General features: G+C 57.5%; 25 protein-coding genes. 20 read left to right on the forward strand and 5 right to left on the reverse strand.

What is annotated here, in order from left to right; genetic code table 11:
• Positions 1–35 precede the first annotated feature (35 nt).
• The gene (locus AC5RE1_RS06050; protein ID WP_006681671.1) at positions 36–269 is read right to left on the reverse strand and encodes an RNA-binding S4 domain-containing protein; all 234 of its coding nucleotides are present in this window, start codon (positions 267–269) and stop codon (positions 36–38) included.
• Between the two features lie 116 nt (positions 270–385).
• Here AC5RE1_RS06050 and hisD point away from each other — a divergent pair, with 116 nt between their 5' ends.
• The 12 genes from hisD to thiL all read left to right on the forward strand — a co-directional run bounded on the left by hisD (position 386) and on the right by thiL (position 9,969).
• On the forward strand, positions 386–1,723 hold the full coding sequence (hisD, locus tag AC5RE1_RS06055) for a histidinol dehydrogenase (protein ID WP_050998828.1): 1,338 nt from the start codon (positions 386–388) through the stop codon (positions 1,721–1,723).
• A gap of 4 nt (positions 1,724–1,727) precedes the next feature.
• Complete coding sequence (locus AC5RE1_RS06060; protein WP_179370488.1) at positions 1,728–2,843, forward strand: histidinol-phosphate transaminase; 1,116 nt, start codon at positions 1,728–1,730, stop codon at positions 2,841–2,843.
• Entirely contained in the window at positions 2,840–3,457 is a 618-nt protein-coding gene (gene hisB / locus AC5RE1_RS06065) for an imidazoleglycerol-phosphate dehydratase HisB (protein ID WP_006681668.1), read from the forward strand. The genes AC5RE1_RS06060 and hisB overlap by 4 nt, the downstream gene beginning before the upstream one ends.
• Before the next feature lie 32 nt (positions 3,458–3,489).
• On the forward strand, positions 3,490–4,245 hold the full coding sequence (locus tag AC5RE1_RS06070; protein ID WP_179370487.1) for a hypothetical protein: 756 nt from the start codon (positions 3,490–3,492) through the stop codon (positions 4,243–4,245).
• Between the two features lie 3 nt (positions 4,246–4,248).
• Entirely contained in the window at positions 4,249–4,884 is a 636-nt protein-coding gene (gene hisH, locus AC5RE1_RS06075; protein WP_179370486.1) for an imidazole glycerol phosphate synthase subunit HisH, read from the forward strand.
• A gap of 30 nt (positions 4,885–4,914) precedes the next feature.
• Positions 4,915–5,643 carry a bifunctional 1-(5-phosphoribosyl)-5-((5-phosphoribosylamino)methylideneamino)imidazole-4-carboxamide isomerase/phosphoribosylanthranilate isomerase PriA gene (gene priA, locus AC5RE1_RS06080; RefSeq protein WP_179370485.1) on the forward strand — a complete coding sequence of 243 codons (729 nt, stop codon included), beginning with the start codon at positions 4,915–4,917 and terminating at the stop codon, positions 5,641–5,643.
• Positions 5,644–5,646: 3 nt separating this feature from the next.
• Positions 5,647–6,438: an SseB family protein gene (locus tag AC5RE1_RS06085; protein ID WP_493938453.1), complete on the forward strand. Its 792-nt coding sequence runs from the start codon at positions 5,647–5,649 to the stop codon at positions 6,436–6,438.
• Positions 6,439–6,803: 365 nt separating this feature from the next.
• Entirely contained in the window at positions 6,804–7,391 is a 588-nt protein-coding gene (infC, locus tag AC5RE1_RS06090) for a translation initiation factor IF-3 (RefSeq protein ID WP_006681663.1), read from the forward strand.
• A 42-nt stretch (positions 7,392–7,433) separates the two neighbouring features.
• The gene (gene rpmI / locus AC5RE1_RS06095; protein WP_006681662.1) at positions 7,434–7,628 is read left to right on the forward strand and encodes a 50S ribosomal protein L35; all 195 of its coding nucleotides are present in this window, start codon (positions 7,434–7,436) and stop codon (positions 7,626–7,628) included.
• Between the two features lie 24 nt (positions 7,629–7,652).
• The gene (gene rplT / locus AC5RE1_RS06100) at positions 7,653–8,033 is read left to right on the forward strand and encodes a 50S ribosomal protein L20 (protein WP_006681661.1); all 381 of its coding nucleotides are present in this window, start codon (positions 7,653–7,655) and stop codon (positions 8,031–8,033) included.
• A 33-nt stretch (positions 8,034–8,066) separates the two neighbouring features.
• Positions 8,067–8,900, forward strand: a complete 834-nt coding sequence (locus AC5RE1_RS06105; RefSeq protein WP_179370572.1) for a TrmH family RNA methyltransferase — start codon at positions 8,067–8,069, stop codon at positions 8,898–8,900.
• Between the two features lie 79 nt (positions 8,901–8,979).
• Positions 8,980–9,969 (forward strand): thiamine-phosphate kinase, encoded by a 990-nt coding sequence (thiL, locus tag AC5RE1_RS06110; protein ID WP_179370483.1) that lies wholly within the window; start codon positions 8,980–8,982, stop codon positions 9,967–9,969.
• A 103-nt stretch (positions 9,970–10,072) separates the two neighbouring features.
• Here the strand turns inward: thiL and rpmB are convergent, their stop codons facing one another.
• Positions 10,073–10,264: a 50S ribosomal protein L28 gene (gene rpmB, locus AC5RE1_RS06115; RefSeq protein WP_006681658.1), complete on the reverse strand. Its 192-nt coding sequence runs from the start codon at positions 10,262–10,264 to the stop codon at positions 10,073–10,075.
• Between the two features lie 572 nt (positions 10,265–10,836).
• Between rpmB and AC5RE1_RS06120 the strand changes: the two genes are divergently transcribed.
• The 8 genes from AC5RE1_RS06120 to AC5RE1_RS06155 all read left to right on the forward strand — a co-directional run bounded on the left by AC5RE1_RS06120 (position 10,837) and on the right by AC5RE1_RS06155 (position 18,734).
• Positions 10,837–12,504, forward strand: a complete 1,668-nt coding sequence (locus tag AC5RE1_RS06120; protein ID WP_179370482.1) for a DAK2 domain-containing protein — start codon at positions 10,837–10,839, stop codon at positions 12,502–12,504.
• Positions 12,501–14,657, forward strand: coding sequence for an ATP-dependent DNA helicase RecG (locus tag AC5RE1_RS06125; protein WP_179370481.1), 2,157 nt, complete (start codon positions 12,501–12,503; stop codon positions 14,655–14,657). Before AC5RE1_RS06120 ends, AC5RE1_RS06125 begins: the two co-directional genes overlap by 4 nt.
• 63 nt (positions 14,658–14,720) lie before the next feature.
• Positions 14,721–15,302: a 16S rRNA (guanine(966)-N(2))-methyltransferase RsmD gene (gene rsmD, locus AC5RE1_RS06130; protein ID WP_179370480.1), complete on the forward strand. Its 582-nt coding sequence runs from the start codon at positions 14,721–14,723 to the stop codon at positions 15,300–15,302.
• 102 nt (positions 15,303–15,404) lie between these two features.
• The gene (coaD, locus tag AC5RE1_RS06135) at positions 15,405–15,887 is read left to right on the forward strand and encodes a pantetheine-phosphate adenylyltransferase (RefSeq protein ID WP_179370479.1); all 483 of its coding nucleotides are present in this window, start codon (positions 15,405–15,407) and stop codon (positions 15,885–15,887) included.
• A gap of 27 nt (positions 15,888–15,914) precedes the next feature.
• Complete coding sequence (locus tag AC5RE1_RS06140) at positions 15,915–16,631, forward strand: hypothetical protein (RefSeq protein WP_006681653.1); 717 nt, start codon at positions 15,915–15,917, stop codon at positions 16,629–16,631.
• A complete protein-coding gene (locus tag AC5RE1_RS06145; protein ID WP_006681652.1) occupies positions 16,624–17,172 on the forward strand; it encodes a YceD family protein in 549 nt (182 codons plus the stop codon). The genes AC5RE1_RS06140 and AC5RE1_RS06145 overlap by 8 nt, the downstream gene beginning before the upstream one ends.
• A gap of 77 nt (positions 17,173–17,249) precedes the next feature.
• Positions 17,250–17,978, forward strand: a complete 729-nt coding sequence (rnc, locus tag AC5RE1_RS06150; protein ID WP_040318679.1) for a ribonuclease III — start codon at positions 17,250–17,252, stop codon at positions 17,976–17,978.
• A gap of 141 nt (positions 17,979–18,119) precedes the next feature.
• A complete protein-coding gene (locus AC5RE1_RS06155; RefSeq protein WP_040318714.1) occupies positions 18,120–18,734 on the forward strand; it encodes a response regulator in 615 nt (204 codons plus the stop codon).
• Between the two features lie 80 nt (positions 18,735–18,814).
• On the opposite strand, the gene AC5RE1_RS06160 is transcribed toward AC5RE1_RS06155, so the two are convergent.
• The 3 genes from AC5RE1_RS06160 to cydD are packed head-to-tail and all read right to left on the reverse strand — an operon-like array spanning position 18,815 to position 24,056.
• Complete coding sequence (locus tag AC5RE1_RS06160) at positions 18,815–20,458, reverse strand: GAF domain-containing protein (RefSeq protein ID WP_179370478.1); 1,644 nt, start codon at positions 20,456–20,458, stop codon at positions 18,815–18,817.
• Positions 20,458–22,215: a thiol reductant ABC exporter subunit CydC gene (gene cydC / locus AC5RE1_RS06165; protein WP_493938454.1), complete on the reverse strand. Its 1,758-nt coding sequence runs from the start codon at positions 22,213–22,215 to the stop codon at positions 20,458–20,460. The genes AC5RE1_RS06160 and cydC overlap by 1 nt, the downstream gene beginning before the upstream one ends.
• Positions 22,215–24,056 carry a thiol reductant ABC exporter subunit CydD gene (cydD, locus tag AC5RE1_RS06170; RefSeq protein ID WP_493938455.1) on the reverse strand — a complete coding sequence of 614 codons (1,842 nt, stop codon included), beginning with the start codon at positions 24,054–24,056 and terminating at the stop codon, positions 22,215–22,217. The genes cydC and cydD overlap by 1 nt, the downstream gene beginning before the upstream one ends.
• Positions 24,057–24,258: the final 202 nt, after the last annotated feature.

Raw genomic sequence — 24,258 nt, forward strand, 5'->3', positions numbered from 1 at the left:
TGGGATGGCGTGGCCTTGGTTGTTGCGCCTCAGGCTTAGTCGATCTGTGCGACGATGGCGCCATCTGATCCCATGGGGGAGTTAACCTCTACGACGTCACCGTCTGTGAGCTGACGACCTCGCCTGGTTTCAACTGTGTGGTTGACGTATACGTCGCCACCCTGGATGAGCTCGCGTGCGAGTCCCCCGTCTTCGGCAAGGTTGGCGAGTTTGAGGAACTGTCCGAGTCTGATGACTCCGCTGACTTCGATGGTGGGGAAGTCTGACATGGACGTTTCCTTTCTGGCGTTTACGGGCTGCGGGTGAGTTGTCCGCATTGTGTGCTTCTATGTTCGCGCGTTGGGCGCCGAAGAACCAAATGTGTGTGCCCGCCTATGCTTGGGGTATGGATACTCTGATGCAACGACTGGATCTTCGTGGAACTGTTCTTGAAACGACAGATCTTGCTCATGCGTTGCCTCGTGCTGCGCTGGATACGTCGAAGGCCGCAGATCAGGTTGCTCCGATCTTGAAGCGTGTTCGTGAAGAGGGCGCGCCCGCGCTGTACGACTTGGCTGAAAAGTTTGACCGTGTTCGCCCGGCTTCGCTTCGTGTTCCGGCTCAGGCAATTGCTGATGCTTTGGTGAATCTTGACCCGAAGATTCGCGAGGCGCTTGAGATGTCGATTGCGCACAACCGTATGGGGCATACTCAACAGTTGCCCGCGCCTGCTCAGGTGCAGATTATTCCGGGCGGAACCGTGTCCCAGCGTTGGATTCCAGTTGAACGTGTGGGCCTGTATGTTCCCGGTGGCTTGGCTGTCTACCCGTCGTCCGTCGTGATGAACGTGGCGTGTGCGCAGGTTGCGGGCGTGGAGTCTATTGCGTTGGCGTCTCCTCCTCAGTCAGAGTTCGGCGGTCTTCCTCACCCGACAATTTTGGCGGCGTGCGCGTTACTGGGCGTTGATGAGGTCTGGGCGATTGGTGGAGCTCAGGCGATTGGATCCTTTGCCTACGGTGTGACCGATGGTGATGACGTCTTGAAGCCCGTCGACGTGGTGACTGGACCGGGCAACATTTTCGTTGCCGCAGCCAAGCGCCTTGTTCAGGGAACCGTCGGCATTGACGCCGAAGCGGGAACAACCGAGATCGCAATCCTCGCCGATTCCAGTGCTCACCCGGCATTCGTTGCCGCCGACCTGATCAGTCAGGCGGAACATGACCCGGCTGCAGCATCGGTCCTCGTGACCTCCAGCGAGGAACTGGCTGACGAAGTGGAAGCTGAAATCAAGGTGCAGGCGCAGGCGACAACGCACACTGAGCGTATTCTTACCGCCCTGTCAGGCCCACAGTCCGGTATTGTCCTCGTCGATGATGTGGAAGACGGACTGACTGTCGTGAACGCGTACGGCGCAGAGCACCTGGAAGTCCAGACCCTGAACTCCCGCGATGATGCTCTGAAGGTGAAGAACGCGGGTGCCATCTTTGTTGGGTCGTACACGCCGGTTCCGCTCGGCGACTACATTGCCGGCTCGAATCATGTGCTGCCCACCGGTGGCACAGCGCGCTTCGCATCGGGATTGAATGTCATGCAGTACCTGCGTTCCCAGCAGGTCGTGGAATACACGGCCGAAGCACTGGATCAGTTGAGCGACAAGCTGAACACGCTTGCGATCGCGGAAAATCTGCCGGCACACGGTCAAGCCGCCCTGATCCGCCGCACAGCTGCCAAAGACGGAGAGTGACACCATGACGATTCTTCCGATTCGATCCGATCTTAAAGGACTCTCGCCCTACGGTGCTCCGCAGCTCAACGTTCCGGTGTGCCTGAACGTCAACGAGAACCCGTATTCGCCCTCCGAAAACGTGATTGCCGATATCGCTGAGTCCGTTGCCAAGGCGGCTGCGGGTCTCAACCGCTACCCGGATCGTGACTTCATGGAACTACGTGGCGCGCTCGCGGACTACCTAGAAAAAGAATCCGGTGTTCGTCGGCGTCCGGAACTGATGTGGGCAGCGAACGGCTCAAATGAAGTGATGTTGCAGATTCTGGAAGCATTCGGTGGCCCTGGCCGGACGGCCGTCAGCTTTGCTCCGACGTACTCGATGTACCACGAGTACGCGCGCGACACGAATACCGCGTGGGTGCAGGGGCGTCGCGATGATGACTTTACATTGAACCGCGCGTTCGTTGAAGAAACATTGAAAGCGCAGCGTCCTTCTGCTGTTCTGCTGGCCAGCCCGAATAATCCGACGGGCACAGCGTTGCCGTTCGAGGACATTGAGTGGATCCTGGACATCGCGCGCGAAAGCGGTCCAGAGATTGACGGCCAGGCGTCTGCGTCGATCGTCGTTATTGACGAGGCCTACGGTGAATTCCGCAGAACCGGCACACCGTCATCTCTTGAACTCTTGGACGCGAATGAGCACCTCATCGTCAGTCGCACAATGTCGAAGGCCTTCGGCATGGCGGGCCTGCGCCTCGGCTATATGAGCGCCTGCCAAGAAATCATCGACGCGATCATGTTGGTTCGCCTGCCGTACCACCTCTCAACTCTTACGCAGGCAACGGCGCTTGCTGCTCTGCGCCACACGGATGAACTGATGGCACAGGTGGCCTCGTTGCGCGCCGAACGCGACCAGCTGGTCACGTGGCTGAAAGACAAAGGCTTCGACGCTGTCGATTCGGATGCCAACTTTGTCCTCTTCGGACGCTTCGATGACCGCGAAGCCATCTTTCAGGCTCTGCTTGATCGCGGAATTCTGATCCGAGTTGTCGGGCCTGAGGGCTGGCTTCGTGTCAGTATTGGAACACCTGAAGAAACCGCCAGCTTCAAAGCAGCACTTGAGGAGATCACGAAATGACGAACACCTTTGCTACTCCGCGTACCGCCGTCATTGACCGCGTGACGTCTGAGTCCTCGATCCACCTCGAGCTGAACTTGGATGGAACAGGCAAGAATGACATTTCCACGTCCGTGCCTTTCTACGACCACATGTTGACTGCACTGTCGAAGCACTCGCTGATTGACCTGACGGTGAAGGCGACGGGTGATATTGATATCGACGTGCACCACACGGTTGAAGATACGGCGATCTGCCTGGGTCTTGCGCTGAAGGAAGCGCTAGGGGACAAGCGCGGTATTCGCCGTTTCGGTGAGGCGACTGTTCCGCTCGACGAGGCGCTGGCTCACGCGGTTGTTGACGTCGCGGGACGTCCCTACATTGTGCATGCGGGTGAACCTGCCGGTCAGGAATACCACCTGATTGGTGGTCACTACACTGGTTCAATGACGCGTCACGTCTTCGAATCCCTGACCTTCAATTCCGGAATTTGCCTGCACATGAACGTGCTTGCTGGTCGCGACCCGCACCACATCGTCGAGGCCCAGTTTAAGGCGTTGGCACGAGCGCTTCGTGCTGGCGTTGAGCCGGATCCTCGCGTCGACGGAATTCCATCGACCAAGGGTGCGCTCTAAGCCGAGTCGAGCGTAGGTAGCAGAGGAGAGTTATGTCGCGTCGTGATGACGACTTCGATGCCGAGTTCGCGGATCTTGTCGCGTCCCTTGACGGCGAAGATTTAGGCAAGGAAACGCTTGATGGTGAAGCGTATGCCGACGATGTACTGGCGGCACACAATCTGGGAGAAAAGCCCGCTGGCGCAGATACGACGAGCGAGACAGACAACAGGGACGCATCGACCAAGGCGTTGAAAGATCCTGACGATGTCCCGGTTGATGAATCCCTCCATCTTGACGGTGGCAAGCTGTCGGTTGGTTTGGTTCTGGCCCCGATTCCATCGCCTGGCGCGCTTCACTCTCTTTTGGCTCTGTCTGGTTTGAAGCTCAGCGTCGTCCGTTTGAAGCCGTGGACGGCGATCTGGCAGCGTGTAGAAACTCAGCCGACTGACGAAGAAGAGTTGGATGCGTTGCTTTCCGGCCAGCGTCCCATGCCCGCTCCCATCGACGAGGCCGCCCGCGTTGTTTCACGCCTGTCCAAATATGGGGCGGTTGCTGTCATGTCGTGGCTGGTTGAAGGCGATGGGGTTGAACCCGGTGTTTCTGGTCGGATTACAGCCCAGCGTTATGTGAACGGACAGCCGGAGGAAACGATTCCTGCGGGTGTTTTACTTGGTGCAATGCCACAGGCAACCGAGGATCTACTGCTTGGACGTTCGACCCCCGAAGACTACGAGGACTCCGTGTCTGCGGATGGGACGAGCCGTAAGCGTCCGGGCGGTTTCTTTGGCGGATTGTGGAAGAAGTAGACGATGACGCACGTAGTTGTTTTTGAGTATGGTTCGGGCAATGTACGCTCTGCGTGCCGAGCTTTGGAACATGTGGGCGCCGATGTTGAACTGACTGCAGACCGTGAAGCAGCATTGAATGCTGATGGCTTGCTGGTGCCTGGCGTAGGCGCGTTCCATGCGGTGATGCGCCAGTTGCGCGTAGCTGACGGCGAAAACATTATTGACATGCGTCTTGCTGGTGGGCGCCCGGTGATGGGTATCTGCGTTGGCCTGCAGATCATGTTCTCTTCGTCCGAAGAGAAGGGTGAAGGCGAGGGTCTTGGCCAGTGGCCGGGCGTGGTGAAGCGTTTGGACGCTGAAGTGGTTCCGCACATGGGCTGGTCACCGATTGAAGCGGCTACCGGTTCGGAGCTTTTCGCGGGAGTCGAAGACCAGCGCTTCTATTTCGTTCACTCCTACGGTGTCCATGACGATCCGACCGCGGCGTTAGCTGGGGGAGTGACCACCCCACCGTTGACGTCCTGGGCACGGCACGGAAATTCCCGCTTCGTTGCAGCCGTAGAAAACGGCCCATTGAGTGCAACCCAGTTCCACCCGGAAAAGTCAGGAGATGCCGGTATGACGCTACTGGCAAACTGGCTCGACACACTGAAGTAACTTCACGCAATAAACGATTAAAGGATTTCCATGAACGACCTGATTCTTCTTCCCGCCGTTGACGTTGTCGACGGACAAGCCGTTCGCCTGACCCAGGGTGAAGCTGGTACGGAAACACACTACGGCCACCCGATGGACGCTGCGCGCTCTTTCGCGGATGCTGGGGCAACGTGGCTGCACCTCGTCGATCTGGATGCCGCATTTGGACGTGGGTCGAACGCTGCGCTACTTGCTGAGATCACCGCGAACGTGGATATGAATGTCGAACTGTCCGGTGGCATTCGCGATGATGAGTCGCTCAAGCGCGCTTTGGGAGCCGGTGCCCGTCGCGTGAACCTTGGTACTGCAGCTTTGGAAAATCCAGAGTGGACTGAGCGAGTCATTAAAGAATATGGCGATCAGATTGGCATCGGCTTGGACGTGCGTGGAGATACCTTGTCTGCCCGCGGATGGACCCGCGATGGAGGCAATCTTTGGGAGACAATCGAACGCCTGAACAAGGCTGGTTGCGTGCGCTACGTGGTCACTGACGTGACGCGCGACGGCATGCTGTCGGGACCGAACGTTGATCTGCTTGCTCGCGTTTGCGGCGCGACCGACGCCGCCGTTGTGGCATCCGGTGGAGTGTCAACGCTGGACGATATTGCCACCCTGCGAGGTCTCGTTGGCGTTGGCGTCGAAGGTGCAATTGTTGGCAAAGCCCTCTACGCCGGCGCGTTCACGATTGAAGAAGCCCTGAAAGTTGCGCGGGGGCTTTAAACGATGAACGAAACCATGGATTCTCGCCCAATCCCAGCTCTCGATGATGCGCAGAAGAGCCGGCTTGCTGCTCGGTTGAAGATGATGAATCGCGATCGTGGTGACTCGGGTCAGATTCTCGAAGCGACGAGGCGTGCGCTGGCTCTTGAAGCGGATAGTGATAATGGCGCAGCCAGATTGGAAGCCCTCGCCGATGCTTTGGCTCACGATCGCGTGATTGTCCCGATTGCTGTTGAAGAGGATCCTCGTGTCACCGGACACCACGGAGGAATTGACGGCGACGGACAGGCGCCGACGGACTTTGTTCGCGTTGACTGCCTGGCAGGCAAGGCGATTGCCGTATTCTCTTCGGCCGATCAACTTCGGGCTTTCGATGCTTTCGCCAGACCTACCGCTCTCGCATTCCGGAGCGTTGCCCTTGCTGCGCTGGTGGAAACCGGAGGCCGAGTTGTCATGGATCCTGCCGGGTCCAACGTTGTGATACCACGTCCCCTTGTCGCGGCACTTGCGCAGGGAGACACGTGGTTGCCAGCCTGGAAAGACCAAGAACTCGCCGAAGAGTTGAAGATGCTCGCGCAGGTAAGCCATAACGGAACCTCGCCGATCGTTGACGTGCAGCTGACCTGCGGGGCAGTCGGAAACGTGACTGTCACCCTGTTCGTCAACGCCAATGCTGATCAGCGTGGGCTTAAAAAGTCGCTGATGGAAGCGGTGTCTGCTATCGGAGATTCAAAACGTCTTCAGGTATCAGCCGACAGGATTGAGATCGTTCCACGTTGGGTGAGCGTCGCATAGCCTGCACGTCGCATAGTCCACGTGTGTGAGCGATCCCATCTGCGCCGAAGTCACTGAAATTGGTGCGCTATCAGCGCAGATGTTAAAGTTGAAGCAACCGTCTGGGCGAATGCCTGGAATGCAAGCGGAGTTTCCTCCCACCTGGATGCCCGCCTTGGCTTGCCAAGGTCCACGCAATTGGCGTGACGTGAAAGGGGATCGGGTTCTTCGGTAGACGTTTCGGCGTCTGCCAAATGGGCTGGCCTCCGTGCGCATGAAGTGCAACGGAGGCCATTTTCGTTGCTCTTCACGAAGTACCGTGGAAGGAGCCACTCATCAGCGAGACTCGCATTAACGAGCGCATCCGAGTTCCTGAGGTTCGCCTCGTGGGACCCGGAGGGGAACAGGTCGGCGTCGTTTGTGTTGAAGACGCCCTGCGCCTGGCCGAAGAGGCCGGCCTTGACCTGGTAGAGGTTGCCCCCGACGCTAAGCCGCCGGTTGCCAAGCTCATGGATTACGGCAAGTTTAAGTACGAAGCCGCCCAGAAGGCTCGCGATGCTCGCCGTAATCAGGCGAACACCCAGCTGAAAGAGATTCGCTTCCGCTTGAAGATTGACGACCATGATTTTGGCGTTAAGAAGGGACACGTTGAGCGTTTCCTTTCCCAAGGCGACAAGGTCAAGGTCATGATCATGTTCCGCGGACGTGAGCAGTCCCGTCCTGAAGCTGGCGTTCGCCTGCTTCAGCGTTTGGCTGAAGAGGTTGGTGAGCTCGCAACAGTCGAGTCCATGCCTCGCCAGGATGGTCGCAATATGACCATGGTTCTTGCGCCTACAAAACGTAAGTCTGATGCTTTGAACGAACAGCGCAAGCGTCGTGAAGCAGAGCGTAAGGAACGACGCGGTAAGCGTCAGGAACGCGCAATCAAGGACCAGGCACGTTCCGCAAAAGCGGACACCACGGACAAGAACTGACATTGACGCGTAAGCGTTGATGGAACAAAGAAGGAATAGCAAATGCCGAAGAACAAGACGCACTCCGGTGCGAAGAAGCGCTTCCGCGTGACCGGCTCGGGCAAGATCATGCGCGAGCAGGCCGGTGCACGCCACCTGCTGGAGCACAAGTCCAGCCGTAAGACCCGCCGCCTCGCCACTGACCAGGTCCTTGAGAACGCAGACGTTAAGCGCGTCCGTCGTCTCCTTGGCAAGTGAGCTTCGCAAAAGGAGATTTGAAACATGGCACGTGTCAAGCGTTCTGTTAACGCCAAGAAGAAGCGTCGTACAGTCCTCGAGCAGGCGTCCGGCTATCGTGGTCAGCGTTCCCGCATGTACCGCAAGGCCAAGGAGCAGGTCACTCACTCCTTCGTCTACTCCTACCGCGACCGCAAGGCCCGCAAGGGTGACTTCCGTCGCCTCTGGATCCAGCGCATCAACGCTGCCTCGCGCGCGCAGGGCATGACCTACAACCGTTTCATCCAGGGCCTCGGCCTTGCTGGTGTTGAGGTCGACCGTCGCATGCTCGCCGAGCTCGCCGTCAACGACATCAACGCGTTCAACGCGCTGGTGCAGGTTGCCAAGGATGCTCTGCCGGCAGACGTCAACGCCCCCAAGGCCTGACATACGGTGACTTTTCAGTCCGAGCGCCCGTCCATGCTCGCCAATCCTCACGCTGAACGCGTGAAGAAAGTGGCAGCGTTGGCCGGGCGCTCGGCACGTCGTAAGACGAATCTTCTGCTTGTTGAAGGGCCACAAGCAGTCCGCGAACTTCTGGCTTTTAGTGGCCAGCATGTTCGCGATGTGTACTTCACTGACGGTGCAGCGAGTCTGCATCCTGACGTGCACGCCCTGGCTTCTTCCGTGACCCGCTGGTGCCATATGGTGACCGATGAGGTCGCTTCTGCGATGAGCTCTGATGCTCAGGGCATTATTGCCGTTGCAACACGTGACGCAGTGGTGTCCACGTTGCGCGATAGTGCGCCTCGGCAGACATATGTTGTGCTCGCCCAGGGGCGCGATCCGGGCAACGTTGGTACCATCATCCGCACCGCTGATGCGATGGGATGCGCCGGTGTCATCGTCGTTGCGGGCACCGTCAATGTGGCCAGCCCGAAGGTCATCCGTTCCTCCGCAGGCAGTGTCTTCCACCTTCCGCTCGTTGGTGTTGCCTCGTTCGACGAGGCCGCCCGGTTGCTCAAAACGCGCGGTGCGCGCCTGCTGGGCACCAGCGGCGGAGTGGGCACCGAAGACCTTGGGCAGCTGATGACTCAGGTAATCGCTGGGGGAGCGGGTCCTCTTGCCTCATCTCATGCGTGGGTCTTCGGCAATGAAGCGAAGGGCATGAGCCAGGCTGAACTCGATGCGTGTGACACTCTTGTCCGCATCGACATGACCGGTCAGGCCGAGTCCCTGAACGTGGCCTCTGCAGCCTCAATGTGTCTTTTTGCTTCTCAGTGCGCGCGCTTGTCCAATGAAGCGCTGAAATAGTGTGCGCGGCCTCGTGAATCAATGACTGGACCAGGCGCCAGCTGTCCTTTTGTCGCCACGAACCAACTAGGCTTGAACCATGACGTTGGTAAGTGAATGCTCGGAATCTGAACTCATTCGTCGCTATCAGGAAGTTCTTCCCGTTGGTGAACGCACCATGATCGGAATCGGCGACGACTGCGCGCAGATTGCAACCCCTGAAGGATCGTTCGTCGTATCGACGGATGTCATCGTCGAAGACCAGCACTTCCACAGGTATTGGTCCGACGCTTACCAGATTGGTGCTCGCATTACCGCGCAGAATCTTGCAGATATTGCCGGTATGGGTGGGTACACGTCATCGATCGTTATCTCTGTTGTGCTCACTCCTGACACCGAAGTCGAATGGCTGATCGACGTGGTTCGAGGTATCGGCGATCGTGCTCGCGAAGTCGGGGCCGGCGTCGTCGGCGGTGATATGTCGGCGGGAGAAAAGATGGTGCTGTCGATGACCGTTATGGGCTGGTGCGAAGGCGATCCCGTGGTGCGTTCGGGAGCGAAACCTGGTGATGTGATCGCGGTGAGTGGTCGAGTTGGCTTCTCGCACGCCGGCTTGGATCTGTTGCTGGGCGAGCACATTGACCCTGCAATTCGTGACGACGAGTCAATGGGGATTATGGCTGAAGCCCTCAACATGTATCGCGCTCCCGAGCCTCCGTTGGAGACCGGGCCAGCTGCTGCGCGCGCCGGTGCCCACGCAATGATGGACCTATCTGATGGCATTGCTATGGATGGCACGCGTATGGCGAAAGCGTCTGGTGTGATCATTGACCTCGACCCGACTGCGTTGGAACGCGAAGCAGATCCGTTGCGTCAGCTCGCCGAGATCTGCGGTGTGAACCCGGTGGAATGGGTCGTCTTCGGCGGTGAAGACCACGGCATGATCGCTGCCTTTGGGCCAGATGCGACCATTCCCGAAGGATTCCGCATTGTGGGACACGTCCGCGAGGTCGGTGAAGGGGAAAATGCGACTATGTTCCTGAACGGCCACCCCTTGCGTGGGAAGTGGGATCACTTCAAGAATGAATAAGAGGCGCTCGAGGTGAAAAAGTCTGGCTCGCAAGGGCATCCTTGCGAGCCAGACTCATAAAGTGTGGTGACCTTTTAAAGGCCATCCAACAGGTGCGCGGCTATCAGATAGCGCGCTGAACCTTGTCGGATTTCAGGCACTTGGTGCACACGTTCAGGCGCTTCGGGGTGCCCTCAACAAGGGCGCGAACGCGCTGAATGTTCGGATTCCAGCGGCGGTTGGTGCGAACGTGAGAGTGTGACACGCTCTTGCCGAAGCCGGGTCCCTTACCGCACACGTCACAAACGGCAGCCACGATGATCTCCTCGGTTGTCAAAATAGGTTATTCCCGTTTTCACAGGACAGTATTGAGCGGTGTAGTCCACCGCAGGCAACTATGAAAGATTAACGGATTAACGCCTTCAACTCCAAGTTTTGCGCCCTTTGTGGGCTGTCAGGTAGCCCACATTCGTTGATAGAGTGCGGATTGTGTGTGGCTTGCGGCAGGGAGCGTAGTGGCTTGAAGGCCAGAGCGGGGTGTGCAGCATCCTAGTGTTGCAGTGTGGTTTCTACGACGGTGATGACGAAGGTGATGCAAGCGACGGCTCAGTAGGTGGCGAGCTGTGCGGTCTGGGTATCCGTCCGTGCATTCCTCGTCCATGACAAGGCCCTGCCTGCAGTTCCGGTCGTGTGAGGCGACATTGTGGGCTCTGTGGGAAGGGGAGTGTCGCCTCGTATAACTGGGGGAGCTAGGCGTTCAAAAACTAGTGTGAGCCGTGGAGTACGAAGCGATAAAAATGCAACGATTGTCGGGCTTAGATGTGTCTGGCACGCCGAACGCTGATCCCTGAACGATAATGAACGTAAAGCTAAACGGATGGAGCAAGAGTGGAACTGAATGCTGGGACTGTCGCCTCCCTGTTGCGGGTGGCAGCACATGAATCTGCCACGCTTGCTCAGTTCCTGAACGACCTCGACGGGTGGGACGGCTCAGACTGCGATACCGGCACGAACGCTGCACATACGCTGGCCTCCATGGCAAGCGCCGTCGAACGTCTAGATCCGGTCTCGTCGTTTGCTTCCGGGCTTGAAGCCGCTGTTGACGCTGGCATCATCCTTGCCCAAGGGCATATTGGCGTCATCATTACTGCTGTTCTTTCCGCATGGTCACAAGCCCTCAATGGTCCAGGTCAGATCACGCCGATTCAGCTTCGTCGCATGCTGTGTACACCACATGCGATCCAATCCGATTCCCATGTCACTGACGTTTTGCGTCGAACCCACCTGTCGAATGCGATCGTGATGGTCTTGGATACAGCCAGAACCGCCGCCACTGATTTGGGCGACACGATTGAAACAAACGAATACCTGGTCTCGTGGTACTCACTCGCAGCTCAAGAAGGCCTGATTGGCGCCACGAATGAGAGAACAGGGCGTATCGACGCAGGCGCATCCGTCCTGACCATCCTCTTCGCCTGCTTTGACTCGGTTGTTTCAGGACAAACATCAGTACTCGAGTCGCTCGCTCATATGCTCAGCGAATTAGCGGAAAACAACGGTGATATCCCCAGTCAGAACATTCCCGCCCCGAACCGCGCATTCAGTGTCGATATCGTCTGGCAAGCGACTGCAACAGACGCAGACCACTTTTTCACTTCCATTGAACTCATGGGAGCACGCCTTTCCTGCGTTGGAACGCTTGATCCATTCGGCGTAGGAATGTGGCGCCTACACATCGATACGTCCGCCCCTCTTTCAGTACGCCCCAAGACTGGATGCCTTATCAGATTCCAAGTCGCTGACGCGCGTCCAGATGAGATGCTCGGCGTCGACGAGCTCGCCGAAGAAGGCATTACCCACCGCGGTGTTCGCCTTCTCGAACGGCGCCCCATGCGACGAGTCGAACGCGCCCGAGTCCTTGTATGCACCCGAGCTCCCGGATTGATTGAAGATGCCGCCAGAACAGGTGCAATCGTTCTATACAATCCCAGCGCCCAAGACGGGGCGGGAATCATGGAAATTGCCACGTCCTCATCGACGGGCGTCAGTCTGTTCGTGCCGTGTGACGATGAGTCTTCAACACTCGGCACTATGCTTGCCTCTCGTCTGAACGCGACCCAATCCCCGTTTGACCCCAAGCCTGCAGGCGCCACCTCGTCAAACGACGCCATCATTGTGGTGGCGCAGTCGAACGACGAACTGTCAGCGTTCAACGTCGCGCAAACATGCGCCGGCTACTTCGTCCCGCAACCCGGCGGGCACAAAGTGGGGCCAACAATGGAACGCCTACTCACCCAAGGGGCGACGCAAGCGCTTGAAAACCAGGTGACCTATTCGCTCGACTCAGACGATGACCTTGCTATTTCGCAGGTGGTCGCCGACATCGCACGCAGGAACCCCACGCAGTTCCGCCTGCTCCTGTCCGCACACGACGGTCCGGATTTGGTTGGACTTCTCCGGCAATTGGTGATGCACGCTGACTGTCTCCTCGATGACATTGATGTGATCGATGGGGGACAAGCGGGTCGAAGCCTCATAGCGGGCATGTGGGCATGAGCGAACTCGATACCCCCCTTTCTCTTCGCCTCCCTGCGTCAACCGCGCGCAAACTCGCAAAAGCAGGGTTTGAAACCGTTGAAGACCTGCTTCTTTGTGCGCCTCGTCGCTACTACCACTGGGGCGCACTGACCCCGATGTCGATGCTGCACGAAGGCGAAGATGTCACGATCCTCGCTCAAGTTGCACGAGCACACCTCGTTGCAAACCGAAGCCGTCAGGGCGTTCGCCTCGAAGTACAACTGACCGACGGCATCACCACGATGAACGCGACCTTCTTCGCGCACAATGAATACAAACTCGCCGTCCACCAGCGCCTCTTGAAACCCGGAGCCTCGTTTCTTTTCGCCGGAAAAGTCGGATCCTACCGCGGTACCCTTTCACTGGTACATCCCAGCTTCGAAGGAATGGATGACGCCAGCGACTCAGCAGAAGAACGCTCCCAACGGCCCATCCCGATCTACCCGACAAGCGGGGGGATCACCAGCTGGATCATGGCACGTAGTATCACCATGATTCTCGATTCTCTGGACGATGAATCGATCGACGACGTGATCCCGGCCGACATCCGAGAACAACGAAAACTGCCCAATCGTGCCACGGCTTTGAGGATGCTCCACCAGCCATCTACCGACGACGACTACAAACAGGCGAAAACCACATTCGCGTTCGAGGAAGCTTTCACCCTTCAGTGCATCCTGGCCGGACGACGCTACGGGGAACGCTCTTTAACTGCGCCTGCGTGTCCGCTCACCTCATCGCACGCAGTCAGTGAATTCATTGCATCGCTTCCCTTCACTCTGACCGACGCCCAATCACGCGCGCTCAAAGAAATCGACGCCGACATGGACCAGACCGTCCCCATGCAACGACTCCTTCAAGGAGATGTGGGTTCAGGGAAGACCGTTGTTGCGCTCGCAGCATTGATTGCGGCGGTTGACGCTGGACACCAGGGTGCCCTGGTGGCGCCGACTGAAGTGTTGGCCAGCCAGCATCTTGAGTCGATGCGCGCGTTAGTACAGGGTGTCATGGTCGATGGGAAACCAGTTGATATTCGTCTGCTGACCGGTTCGACACCGCCTGCCGCGCGTCGCGAAATAAGCGCGCTCATTGAATCGGGGGAGCCACTGATCGTGGTGGGGACTCACGCTTTGTTCTCTGACAGTGTTGCTTTCAAAGACCTCGGCGTTGTGATTGTGGATGAACAGCATCGTTTCGGCGTTGAACAGCGCGACACATTGCGCACCAGCGGTGATGGGCATAGCGCACACCAGCTGGTGATGACGGCGACTCCGATTCCTCGTACGGTCGCGATGACGGTGTTCGGTGATCTGGAAGAGACGCGCATGGCGGGGATGCCTGCTGGTCGTATGCCGGTGCAGACGTTCCTTGTTGATAGCGCGAATTCGGTGTGGATGGAGCGCTTGTGGACTCGAGCGCACGAAGAGATTGAGCGCGGTGGGCGTGTCTACGTTGTCTGTCCGCGTATCGACGAAACGGATGAGGTCACCGACGTTGAAGGAGAGGGAGCGAATCGCCCCCCGCTTGCGTCGGTCGAAAAGGTCAGTCAAACCCTGCGCCGTCTTCCTGCTCTTAGAGCGCACCGGATTGAAACGTTGACGGGCCGCACTCCGACGGCGGAAAAAACACAGATCATGGAGCGTTTCGCATCCGGAGAATCGCCGATTTTGGTTTCTACGACCGTCATCGAAGTGGGCGTGGACGTCAAGAGTGCGACGATGATGGTGATCGTTGACGCCCAGCAGTTCGGCTTGGCGCAGTTGCATCAGTTACGAGGCCGCGTCGGCCGTTCGTCGATGCCATCTGTGACGATGGCGGTTCATCGTAGCGATTTGAATCCGGACTCGATGGCGCGTCTTGAAGCATTTGCATCAACGACGGACGGTTTTGAGCTCGCAGAAAAAGATGTTCAGCTCCGTCGTGAGGGAGATGTGTTGGGAGCTGGGCAGTCCGGTCGCAGTTCGCACCTGCGTTTCCTTTCTGTTCGACGTGACGAACGGATTATTTCTCACGCTCGCAGCGATGCGTTGCGGATTATCGAAGAGGATCCGAAGCTGATGAATCATCCGGAGTTAGCATGTGCTTTGAGGCGCTTGTCGGCTGATTCTCTTGCTTGGATTTCGATGAGCTAAAGGGTACTACCGTGGTGATCCCTGCAATCTGGGCATTGTGCTTCGCCCGTTAGACTATGGGGCATGACTCGAATCGTTGCAGGCTCAGCCAAAGGTCGCGTGCTGAAAGTTCCCGCGAAGGGGACGCGTCCAACATCGGAACGCGTCCGCGAGGCGCTGTTTTCTCGCCTGGAACATATGAACGTGGTTGAAAACTGTCTGGTTCTTGACCTTTATGCCGGTTCGGGAGCATTGGGGTTAGAAGCCGCGTCACGAGGTGCCTCGCGCGTGGACTTGGTTGAAAAATCGGCACCGACAGCGCGAATCATTGCTCACAACATCCGCGCAACCGGTCTGAAAGCGCGGGTTCATACTGCCTCGGCGACCACTTTCTTGAGGGCGCGTGATTTTGAGACGCTCAGTGGAGAGTTTGATCTTGTGTTGCTTGATCCTCCCTATGACGTGAGCGAAGAAGATGTGGCGGAGGTGCTCTCACTTCTTGGACCGTGGATCACCCCGGATGCGCTTGTCGTTGTTGAGCGTTCCAGCAGGTCACCGGAGCCTTTGTGGCCGGATTTCCTTGTGAAGGAAGATCAGCGGACGTGGGGTGAGACCGTCGCATGGTTTGCCGGTCCGCCCGTGAAAGCCGAAGAAGAGAGCGACTGAGATCTCGGATCAATTCATTGAGCATCATCGGTAATCCCACCGAGCAACGCTTGGGGGATACTATCGACTTCAATATCCTCGAGCTACTAGAACAGGACGACAATGCGAGTTCTTTTTGCGGGATCATTTGATCCCATCACCATCGGCCACGCCGATATCATCACCCGCGCTGCCTCCTTCGCCGACGAACTGGTTGTTGCTGTGGGCATAAACCCTAAGAAGAAATACATGTTCGATCAGGACAAGCGTGTCGACATGGTGAACGCTGTCGTGGCTCAACTGGGGAACGTGCGCACCGTGAAAATGGAAGGGACGCTGATCGACTGCGCGAAGTCGAACGATGTTTCTTTCATTGTTAAGGGCGTTCGTAGCCAAAGCGATGTTGATACCGAGCTTGCCCAGGCCGCGGTGAATCGTGACCTTGGAGGGGTGGAAACTCTGTTTATTCCCTCCCTCCCAGAGCTTTCGCTGGTGTCCTCATCGATGGTTCGTGAGCTTGTCCACCTGGGATTAAGCGTTTCTCGGTATGTTCCGAACGAAATTGAGCCGTTCGTAGCGCAAAATAGAGCAAAGAAAGGTCACTGAGACCGCTTCAACGATCTGGAGGACACAATGTCGGATCCCGTAACGCCTGAACCCAGCGAAAACGAGACGTGGGATGAGAACACGGTTTACGGACCGTCGACCGTCATTGCTGCTCTCGATCAGATTGAGGCCCTCGTCGAAGATGCCCGCGCTGTTCCGCTTTCGGCAATGATCATGCTGAACCGCGCGGAGATCCTGGATCTTCTGGACCAAGCACGTGAAGCGTTGCCGGAAGATCTGGTTGCTGCCGACGCTGTTGTTGCTGATGCCGATGCCGTTTTAGGGCGCGCAGACACCGCTGCCGAAACGACTATTGCTGAAGCTAATTCTCGTGCTCAGTCAACTCTGGACGAAGCCGAAGAAAAGGCGAAGCACATCGTCGATTCTGCGAACGAACAGGCTGAACGCACGGTTGCTCGTGCGAACGAAGAAGCTGAGGCTTCCGTGAATCAGGCTCGCTCTGAAGCTGAAGCGATCCTGGTCGATGCTAACGAGCAAGCGAAGCGTCTGGTTTCCAGCGAGAACATTACTCGTATGGCCGAAGATCGTGGTCGTGAGATTGTTGGTCAGGCTCGTCAGCAGGAAGAAGAACTGCGTCTGGGCGCTGACGACTATGTTGCGAAGTCGCTGGCTGAGCTGTCGGGTATGTTGGCGGATCTGCAGCGTCGCACCGAGGCCGGTCGTCGTGCCATCGCAGAGCGCCAGGGCATCGACGTGACTGACATTGACCTCGACAATGAGTGACTCTCCTCTTGTCATCTCGTTGGTGACACTGTCGCGTCAGATTGGTTCTTTCCGCCACGAGGATCTGCATTGGGTTGCGCCCGATGATTTGGGGACTCCGTCAATGGGGGTTGAGCCGGGCACTCCTTTAGATTTTGGGGTTGATCTGACCAGCGTTGATGATGGCGTATTGGTTCGCTTGACCACCAGTGTTGACCTAGTGGGCGACTGCGTGCGCTGTCTGGATCCGGTCAGTGTTCACCATGATATTGATACGTCGGATGTCTTCTTTGAAACGGCTCCCGTGGCTACAGATGAGGACGACGAAGCCGATGACGTTCGCTTGATTGGTCAGCGTGACACGATCGATCTGGAGCCGATGATTCGCGATTCGATCGTGACGCTGGTGGATGATCGTCCACTGTGTCGGCCTGATTGTGGAGGCTTGTGTGACGTGTGTGGGCAGAAGTGGGATGAGCTCCCTGAAGATCATGAGCACTTCCAGGTGGATCCGCGTTTGGCTTCTCTTGCTTGTCTTTTGGATCAGGCCAAAGACAACTAGGACTACTATCGGTGCCCAAGCACGCTAGGGCGGCTCCTCACCGCACAATTGTACGAACAGAAGTTGAAGACGGACGTATGTCGCATAAGAAGAAACTCCCAGTTCCCGCCAATACGGACTACGACCAGCTCATGGAACGTTGGGGATCGAGTGTCGATCCTGACCTTCTGCTACTTGCCCTGACTCACCGTTCATATGCGAACGAAGCCGGGGGGTTGCCGAATAATGAACGCCTCGAGTTCTTAGGGGACGCGGTTCTGTCAGTAACGACCGCGGATCGTTTGTTCCACGACTACCCGGATGTCACGGAGTCGTCTTTGTCGCAGATGCGCGCTTCAACGGTTTCGCAAACTCCGCTGGCGCAGGCTGCTCGTCGTATTGGGCTTGGGGATTTTATTTTCCTCGGTAGAGGAGAGGCCGCTTCTGGTGGCAGTGACAAGGATTCGATCCTTTCCGACACATTCGAGGCGCTGATCGGGGCGACGTATCTGACGCACGGTATGGAGCACACGCGAGCCGTTGTGCTGGCCAATCTTGAGTTCCTTTTGAGCCAGGCCGAGGTGCGAGGCTCTCATCATGACTGGAAAACCTTGCTTGTCGAATATGCGAAGGCGCATAACCTTGGTGAAATTCGCTATGAGGTTGAAGGTTCGGGCCCGGATCATAACCGTTCTTTCACTGCGACCGTCTTCGCGTCGAATGTTGAAGAACCTTTGGCTGTTGCCAGCGCATCGTCGAAGAAGCACTCCGAGAGCGCGGTTGCGCAACAGGCTATGGAGCTTCTTTACTCTCGCCTTGGTGACTAAGAGGCGACCAAAGGACGAAGAATCATCGCAATTTAACCGGTTCTTTGCGACGTCTTGCCCGACCGTTTGATATAGGACCTAGGGCTTGTCTAGGATATGACTGTGACTGAAAACCCCAAGAATGCCAAGACTACTCGCGTCATGATCATCGATGATCATGAGATCGTTCGACGCGGTATTGCTGAGATTATTGATCGCGATGATGCCCTTGAGGTCGTTGCTGAAGCAGGTAGCGTCGCTGACGCCGTGCGTCGCGCAGATCTGGTTCGCCCAGACGTTGTTCTGGTTGATCTTCAGCTTCCCGATGGTACGGGTATCGATATTCTGAAGCAGCTTGCGGTTTCGCATCCGGAGATCCTGCCGATCGTGCTTACCTCGTTCGACGATGATGAGGCTTTGGCTGAATCTCTTGAAGCTGGTGCGCACGCTTACGTGTTGAAGACCGTGCGCGGTGCAGAAATCACGGACGTGATTAAGGCTGTTGCTGCTGGTCGTATTCTGCTGGACGAGCGCACGATCACGCGTCGTCGCGCTGACCATGATGATCCGACTGCTGACCTGACTCCGTCAGAGCGCAAGGTTTTGGAACTGATTGGTGATGGTCTGTCGAACCGCGAGATCGGTGAGAAGCTGGGCGTTGCAGAAAAGACCGTGAAGAACCACATCACGTCGCTTCTGTCGAAGATGGGCTTGCAACGTCGCACTCAGGTGGCAGCGTGGGTCGCTGGCCAGCGTGCGGCCGCGTGGAGGAACTAAAGCTTCGTTCTTTCTTACTGGTTACGAGGCCGGGGCGCAGTTCGTACGAACTGCGCCCCGGACCTGCACGAAGGTGGAACTTAGGCTAGCGGAGCGCGGAAGGTGATCCTGGCGCCGAGGCCTCCGATTCCGATTCCCTGTTCGAAGTTTCCACCACGGATTCGGGCGCGCTCGGACATGTTGGACAGGCCAGAGTTTCTGGTGTGGTTCGGGTCGATGCCTCGTCCGTCGTCGGCGATTGAAACGGTGACGTGCCCGTTTTCTCCCGTTCCCATGATGTCAACGGTCACCGAGCCTGCGGTGGCATGTGCATGGCGTGCGATATTGGATAGGCCTTCGCGCACGATGGCGACAATGTCATCTCCCAAGTCGGGGTCGATGCGATTGTCGATGGTTTCGATCATCAGCTGTTCGTCGTCTGCGACTTCGTTAATCGCGTGACCATCCAATGTGATCAACAGGGATGGGGCAAAACCAAGGAAGGAACGTGTCAGTGATGCTTCGCGTCGAATACGTTCCACCAGTGCCACTGATTTGTCGGGTTCACGTAGGTTGTGGACGATTGCTCGGATTTGGCGCACAGCCTCGTCGATGGAGGCCAGAGCACGGTCCAGTGTGGCAGTGATGGCCTCAGGATTCGGGTGTCCGCTTTCTACTTCCACCTTGGCGGCATCCAGTTGCATGCCGGTGGCGAACAGCTGTTGGATCGCGAAATCGTGCAGGTCGCGTCCGATACGATCTCGCTCGTCGAGCAGTGTGGCCACGTCTTCAGCGTGCTTGGCGGAGGCGAGCTCCAGTGCCAAGGCGGCTTGAGATGCGAGTGATTCAGCCAAAGACAATTCGGACAGATCAAATTCTGGCTGTCCGATGCGACGAAGCAGGATCAGAATGCCAGCGGAGTTACCTCGCGAACGGAGGGGCGCGTAGAGCGCCGGTCCGAAGGCCGCAAGCTGAGGAAGACGCATGGTTTGCGCCCGCGCCATGGAGTCGACGATCATGCCCGTTCCTTCGTGGAGCACGCTCATCGCGCGCCCCTCGGGCGGGAAGACAACGCCGAGAAGAGTATCAGCCAGGTAGCCGTCAATGATTTCGGCAGCCCAGGTGTCACCAACGGAAGGCAGAACGATGATTGCCGTATCTGCACGTGAAACCTCTCGCACGGTCTGTGCGATCAGTTCAAGGGCTTCTTCTTCGTCGGCGCCTTCAAGCATCGTGGTTGTCAGCTGCTGGGAAGCGGAAATCCAGCGTTCCGTTCGACGCGAGTCCGCGTACAGGTGAGCGTTTTCCACTGCGACGCCCGCGGCGGGAGCAAGCATTGACAAAACATCGGCGTCAGAGGCTGTGAATCCGCCGTTCTTATCGGTCAGGAAGAGACGTCCATACACCTGCTCGTTGATCAGCACGGATACGCCCAGGAAACTGGTGATTGATGCCGGAGGAATGTCCTCGCATTCGCTCATGTCGTTGATCAGTAGGTGACCGGTAGCGGGGATCTGGCTGATCAGTTCTTCTGGCATTGAAGGCGAATGTGGCAGTGCTTCGCTGGTGTGTTCGATCAGCTGGGATGCTTCTCCCCATGTGTCAAGGACGATCAGGGCGCCGTATGGTGCGCGGGTGAGCTTGCATGCTTGGTCGACGAAGCTGGTCAGGGCCTTGCGCAGGTCGAGTGTGCTGGTGAGGTCAAGGGCGGCCTTCACCAGGGCATGTTCTGAACCCCATGGCATTAGTTTTCCTCTTCCTGGCCGACGGCCCAACGGTAGGCCTGAGATGTTTCAAGAAGGTCGGCGTGTGTGCCTCGTGCAATCAATTCTGCTTGGGTTCCTTCGCCGCCTGATCGTCCGAAGAACAGGATCTCGTCGGCGTTTTCGAGGGCGCTCAGGCGATGCGAGATGAGCAGGATGCCACGCGTCGGATCCGAGAGTAGGTCGGAAATGAGCGCGTCAGCTGTCGATGCATCCAAGTGCTCGCCGGCCTCGTCAAGGAGTAGCAGGGGAGCGGGTGAAGCGAGGCCTCGTGCGATGAGCAGACGTCGACGTTCACCGCCGGACACTGTCGTGCCATCTGAACCGATCATGGTGTGGATCCCATCGGGCAGTGCCGCAAGCCAGCTGGCCAATCCAACGCGTTCAAGTAGAGCGATTGCACTGTCTTCGCTGAGCTCACCGTTGGCGACTCGCAGGTTTTCTAAGACGGATGCGGCGAAGATATGCGCGTCTTCGGTCGTGACATTGACGATCTTGGTGAGTTGTACGCGGTCGGCTTCCCACGCGTCCACGCCGTTCACCTGCGCAGATCCAGCCTTCGGCGGAATCATGCCAGACAAAGTCAGCGCGAGCGTCGTCTTACCGATACCCGACTCGCCCACGATCGCGATGGACTTGCCCGGGTGCAATTCCAGATCGATCGAATCGACGAGGCTGGGGCCGCTTGGCCATCCGATCGTCAGGTTCGTGGCGGTAAGTGACGGAACGTCAGTGTGCGGAACGGGGTGGGTAGCGACTTTGATGGATTCGCCGAGCATCTCGTCAATACGGACTGCCGCGGTCGCTGACTTGACCAGTTGAACGCCTGCAGGGGCTAGTTCAGCGGTTCCTTCAAACGAGGACAGGGGAGTGAGAACAAGGACTGCGAGAAGCAGGCCGGTAATCATGCCACCTGTTGTTTGAGGAATGCCGATCAGCAGTGCGGCAACAACGGCTGCTCCCATTGCTGCTCGGTCAATCCCGGAAGCTAGAGCAGCCATCTGCGCACTACGGTGTGAGGCTTCAACGAGCTTTTCTTCGGTCTCATCAATCGATGCTCTAAACGCCTCAAGTTCGCCGGACACCTGGAGTTCAGAGGTTCCCTCCATGACGGTCAGGATCTGCGTCGACAGGTCGGTGCGTGCGCGAAGCGTATCAATTTGAGCGATTCGTGCAGCGTGCATCGACAGTAAGGGGGCTCCGACACCCGATACTAAAAGACAGAGCGCAACCAGTAGCGCAGCGGGAATGGAAATGAGTCCAAGACCAATGACCGTACAGATTCCAACGATTACTGCCACGCAGGTGGGGAGCAGGGTCTTGACAACCAGATCGCCCAAATCATCCACGTCTGCGCCCGTACGAGCAAGCAGATCACCGCGTTTCATCGCGGTCAAGCGGTCGATGGGATTGTGTGCGAGGTGCTGATAGAGGTTCTGGCGCAGGGCGTCCATGCCACGCAAAGCAACGCGGTGGCTGGCCAAACGGCCCGCGTATCTCAGGAGTGCGCGCGATACGCCGAATGTACGTACGCCAACGGCAGCGACGGTCAGGAACAAAACCGGTGGGTGCTCTGATGCCCTAGCGATCAGCCAGGCAGCAGTCGCACCAAGGGCAATAGCAGCACCAAGAGCACCGGAGGCAAGCAGAACAGAGAAGACGAATGCTTTGATATCGACCTCGATGAGGGGGAAGACTCGTTTCAGAGCACGCTTTTCTTCGCGAGTAATGAACAGCATCAGTTCACCGCCTTTTCCGGGTCGGTATCGGTCGCACTGACCGTCAAGATTCCTGGCAGATCAACATCGACGTTGGTCTGTGCCCAGTCATTGACCCCAAGCTGCGGATACTCTTCGATGTCTTGGATGGTAGCGGGTGCGCTTTCAATCAAGATGACCAGATCGGCAATCGTCTTTAGCGCCTGGCGGTGTGCGATAACCAGAACTGTTTTCCCCTGTGCTTTAAGAGCTCGAATAGCCCGCGTGATCTCTTCTTCGCTGACAGCATCGAGATGCGCTGTCGGCTCGTCGAGGATCACCAGCGGTGAGTCATTCACCAGTGCGCGCGTCAGTGCAAGACGCTGACGCTGTCCAACTGACAAGCCAATGCCACCCACGCCAACCTTTGAATCCCACCCATCGGGCAGCGCTTCAACAACGGTGTGGAAACCTGTTGCCTGCGCGGCTTCGACGAGGCTGCTTGTCACGGTTTTCAGCGCCATATTTTCAAGGAGCGTGCCGGGAAGGATCGTCGGAGCCTGAGGAACCCACGTGATTTGCGTCCACCATGAGTTTGCATCGCAGTCGCTGACGTCGCAGGGTGGTGTAGCCCCGTCAAGAGGAGCAAGGACAACGCGCCCCTTTGTCGGAGTCAGCAGGTTCAGAATCGTCAGAACAGTTGTTGACTTACCGGCCCCTGACGCACCTTCAAGAACGGTCAACTGTCCTGGCTGAATCGAAGCTGAAAGATTGTGAGGAGCCCAAGTACCGCGAGCCGCCACGCTCAGATTTTCCAGCTCAATCGTGCATGATGAAATTGGGGGAGCTTGGCGCAAAGAAACAGGTGAAGTGCTGTCCCCATCCGTCCCTGAACTGGGGAAAGAAGTTGAAGTGGTGAGCGCAGCCTCGTTACTGGGGGAAGAAACGAGGGGTGAAACGATACGCGAAGCCTGCGGGCGCTCAGTCTCGATGATCTCGAAGGCACTTTGTGCGGCGGTCACACCGTTCGCGGAAGCGTGGAATTGCGCGCCAACCTGACGAAGCGGTTCGAAGACTTCGGGGGCCAACATGATGACGGCGAGGCCGGTAAAGAGGGTGACGTTGCCGGCGACAAGGCGCATACCGACCTCGACGGCAACAAGAGCAACCGACAGGGTGGAAAGGAATTCAAGGGCTGCACCCGACAGGAACGCGACGCGCAGGGTTGCCATTGTGGTGCGCGTGTTTTCTTTGCCCAGGGCTTCAAGGTGTCCGCGAGGTCCATTCTCGCGACCCAGACTGCGCAGGGTAGGCAAGCCCGCCATGAGGTCAAGAAGCTGCGAGCCCAGACGCTCCATCGCGACTAGCTTCGCCTTCGACGAATCCTGAGTAAAACGACCGATCAACGCCATGAAAATTGGAATCAACGGAATGACGAAGAGCGCGATGACGCCCGACCATGCGTCCAAATAGAGCATGACAGCCAAAGCCAAAGGAGTTGCCGTCATCGTCAGGACAAGCTGAGGAAGGAACTTCACGAAGTACGGGCCCAGATCATCTAAGCCACGCGTCAAAAGCGTTGTCGTGTCGGCGCCGTGAACTGCGCGCCAGCGGGGACCGAGTTCTTCGGTCGCACGCAAAACCTCGCAGCGAAGATCTCGGATGGCACTGTCTGCAGCGCGCTGACCGAGCGAATCGCGCACCCCAACAAGCAACCCGCGAATAATGATCACGATCACCAGCGCAACAATGAAACCTGCAACGTCACCAAGACGAGCGTTGCCGGTGATCACAGGGGAGAGCGCTGCCGAGATCAGTAGGGACTGAGTGATGACGACGATGGCAATCAGCGTGCCGATGAGCCCCGTAATAATGATGGGCATTCGTGCAGAACGCGCATATTTCAAAAGCCGTGGATCGAAAGGTCGCATTGAACTATTTTGCCGTAATTTCTAGGGGAAGCGGTAACTGAAAAAACAGTGCGGACACGGCTGGAACGCGGGGTGAATCGAGGTGCGAAAGACCGGTATCCAGATGGTGGTGAATGTGGCACTGCAATCGTGGTGAAACACAACGGTGGCCCGG

The sequence above is a fragment of the Actinotignum sp. usb-actsch-rep-73 genome, from assembly GCF_059082735.1.

Coding starts and splice junctions, on each gene's coding strand:
- AC5RE1_RS06050 (WP_006681671.1), bottom strand. CDS start 269: ATGTCAGACTTCCCCACCATCGAAGTCAGCGGAGTCATCAGACTCGGA.
- hisD (WP_050998828.1), top strand. CDS start 386: ATGGATACTCTGATGCAACGACTGGATCTTCGTGGAACTGTTCTTGAA.
- AC5RE1_RS06060 (WP_179370488.1), top strand. CDS start 1,728: ATGACGATTCTTCCGATTCGATCCGATCTTAAAGGACTCTCGCCCTAC.
- hisB (WP_006681668.1), top strand. CDS start 2,840: ATGACGAACACCTTTGCTACTCCGCGTACCGCCGTCATTGACCGCGTG.
- AC5RE1_RS06070 (WP_179370487.1), top strand. CDS start 3,490: ATGTCGCGTCGTGATGACGACTTCGATGCCGAGTTCGCGGATCTTGTC.
- hisH (WP_179370486.1), top strand. CDS start 4,249: ATGACGCACGTAGTTGTTTTTGAGTATGGTTCGGGCAATGTACGCTCT.
- priA (WP_179370485.1), top strand. CDS start 4,915: ATGAACGACCTGATTCTTCTTCCCGCCGTTGACGTTGTCGACGGACAA.
- AC5RE1_RS06085 (WP_493938453.1), top strand. CDS start 5,647: ATGAACGAAACCATGGATTCTCGCCCAATCCCAGCTCTCGATGATGCG.
- rpmI (WP_006681662.1), top strand. CDS start 7,434: ATGCCGAAGAACAAGACGCACTCCGGTGCGAAGAAGCGCTTCCGCGTG.
- rplT (WP_006681661.1), top strand. CDS start 7,653: ATGGCACGTGTCAAGCGTTCTGTTAACGCCAAGAAGAAGCGTCGTACA.
- AC5RE1_RS06105 (WP_179370572.1), top strand. CDS start 8,067: ATGCTCGCCAATCCTCACGCTGAACGCGTGAAGAAAGTGGCAGCGTTG.
- thiL (WP_179370483.1), top strand. CDS start 8,980: ATGACGTTGGTAAGTGAATGCTCGGAATCTGAACTCATTCGTCGCTAT.
- AC5RE1_RS06125 (WP_179370481.1), top strand. CDS start 12,501: ATGAGCGAACTCGATACCCCCCTTTCTCTTCGCCTCCCTGCGTCAACC.
- rsmD (WP_179370480.1), top strand. CDS start 14,721: ATGACTCGAATCGTTGCAGGCTCAGCCAAAGGTCGCGTGCTGAAAGTT.
- coaD (WP_179370479.1), top strand. CDS start 15,405: ATGCGAGTTCTTTTTGCGGGATCATTTGATCCCATCACCATCGGCCAC.
- AC5RE1_RS06140 (WP_006681653.1), top strand. CDS start 15,915: ATGTCGGATCCCGTAACGCCTGAACCCAGCGAAAACGAGACGTGGGAT.
- AC5RE1_RS06145 (WP_006681652.1), top strand. CDS start 16,624: ATGAGTGACTCTCCTCTTGTCATCTCGTTGGTGACACTGTCGCGTCAG.
- rnc (WP_040318679.1), top strand. CDS start 17,250: ATGTCGCATAAGAAGAAACTCCCAGTTCCCGCCAATACGGACTACGAC.
- AC5RE1_RS06155 (WP_040318714.1), top strand. CDS start 18,120: ATGATCATCGATGATCATGAGATCGTTCGACGCGGTATTGCTGAGATT.
- AC5RE1_RS06160 (WP_179370478.1), bottom strand. CDS start 20,458: ATGCCATGGGGTTCAGAACATGCCCTGGTGAAGGCCGCCCTTGACCTC.
- cydC (WP_493938454.1), bottom strand. CDS start 22,215: ATGCTGTTCATTACTCGCGAAGAAAAGCGTGCTCTGAAACGAGTCTTC.
- cydD (WP_493938455.1), bottom strand. CDS start 24,056: ATGCCCATCATTATTACGGGGCTCATCGGCACGCTGATTGCCATCGTC.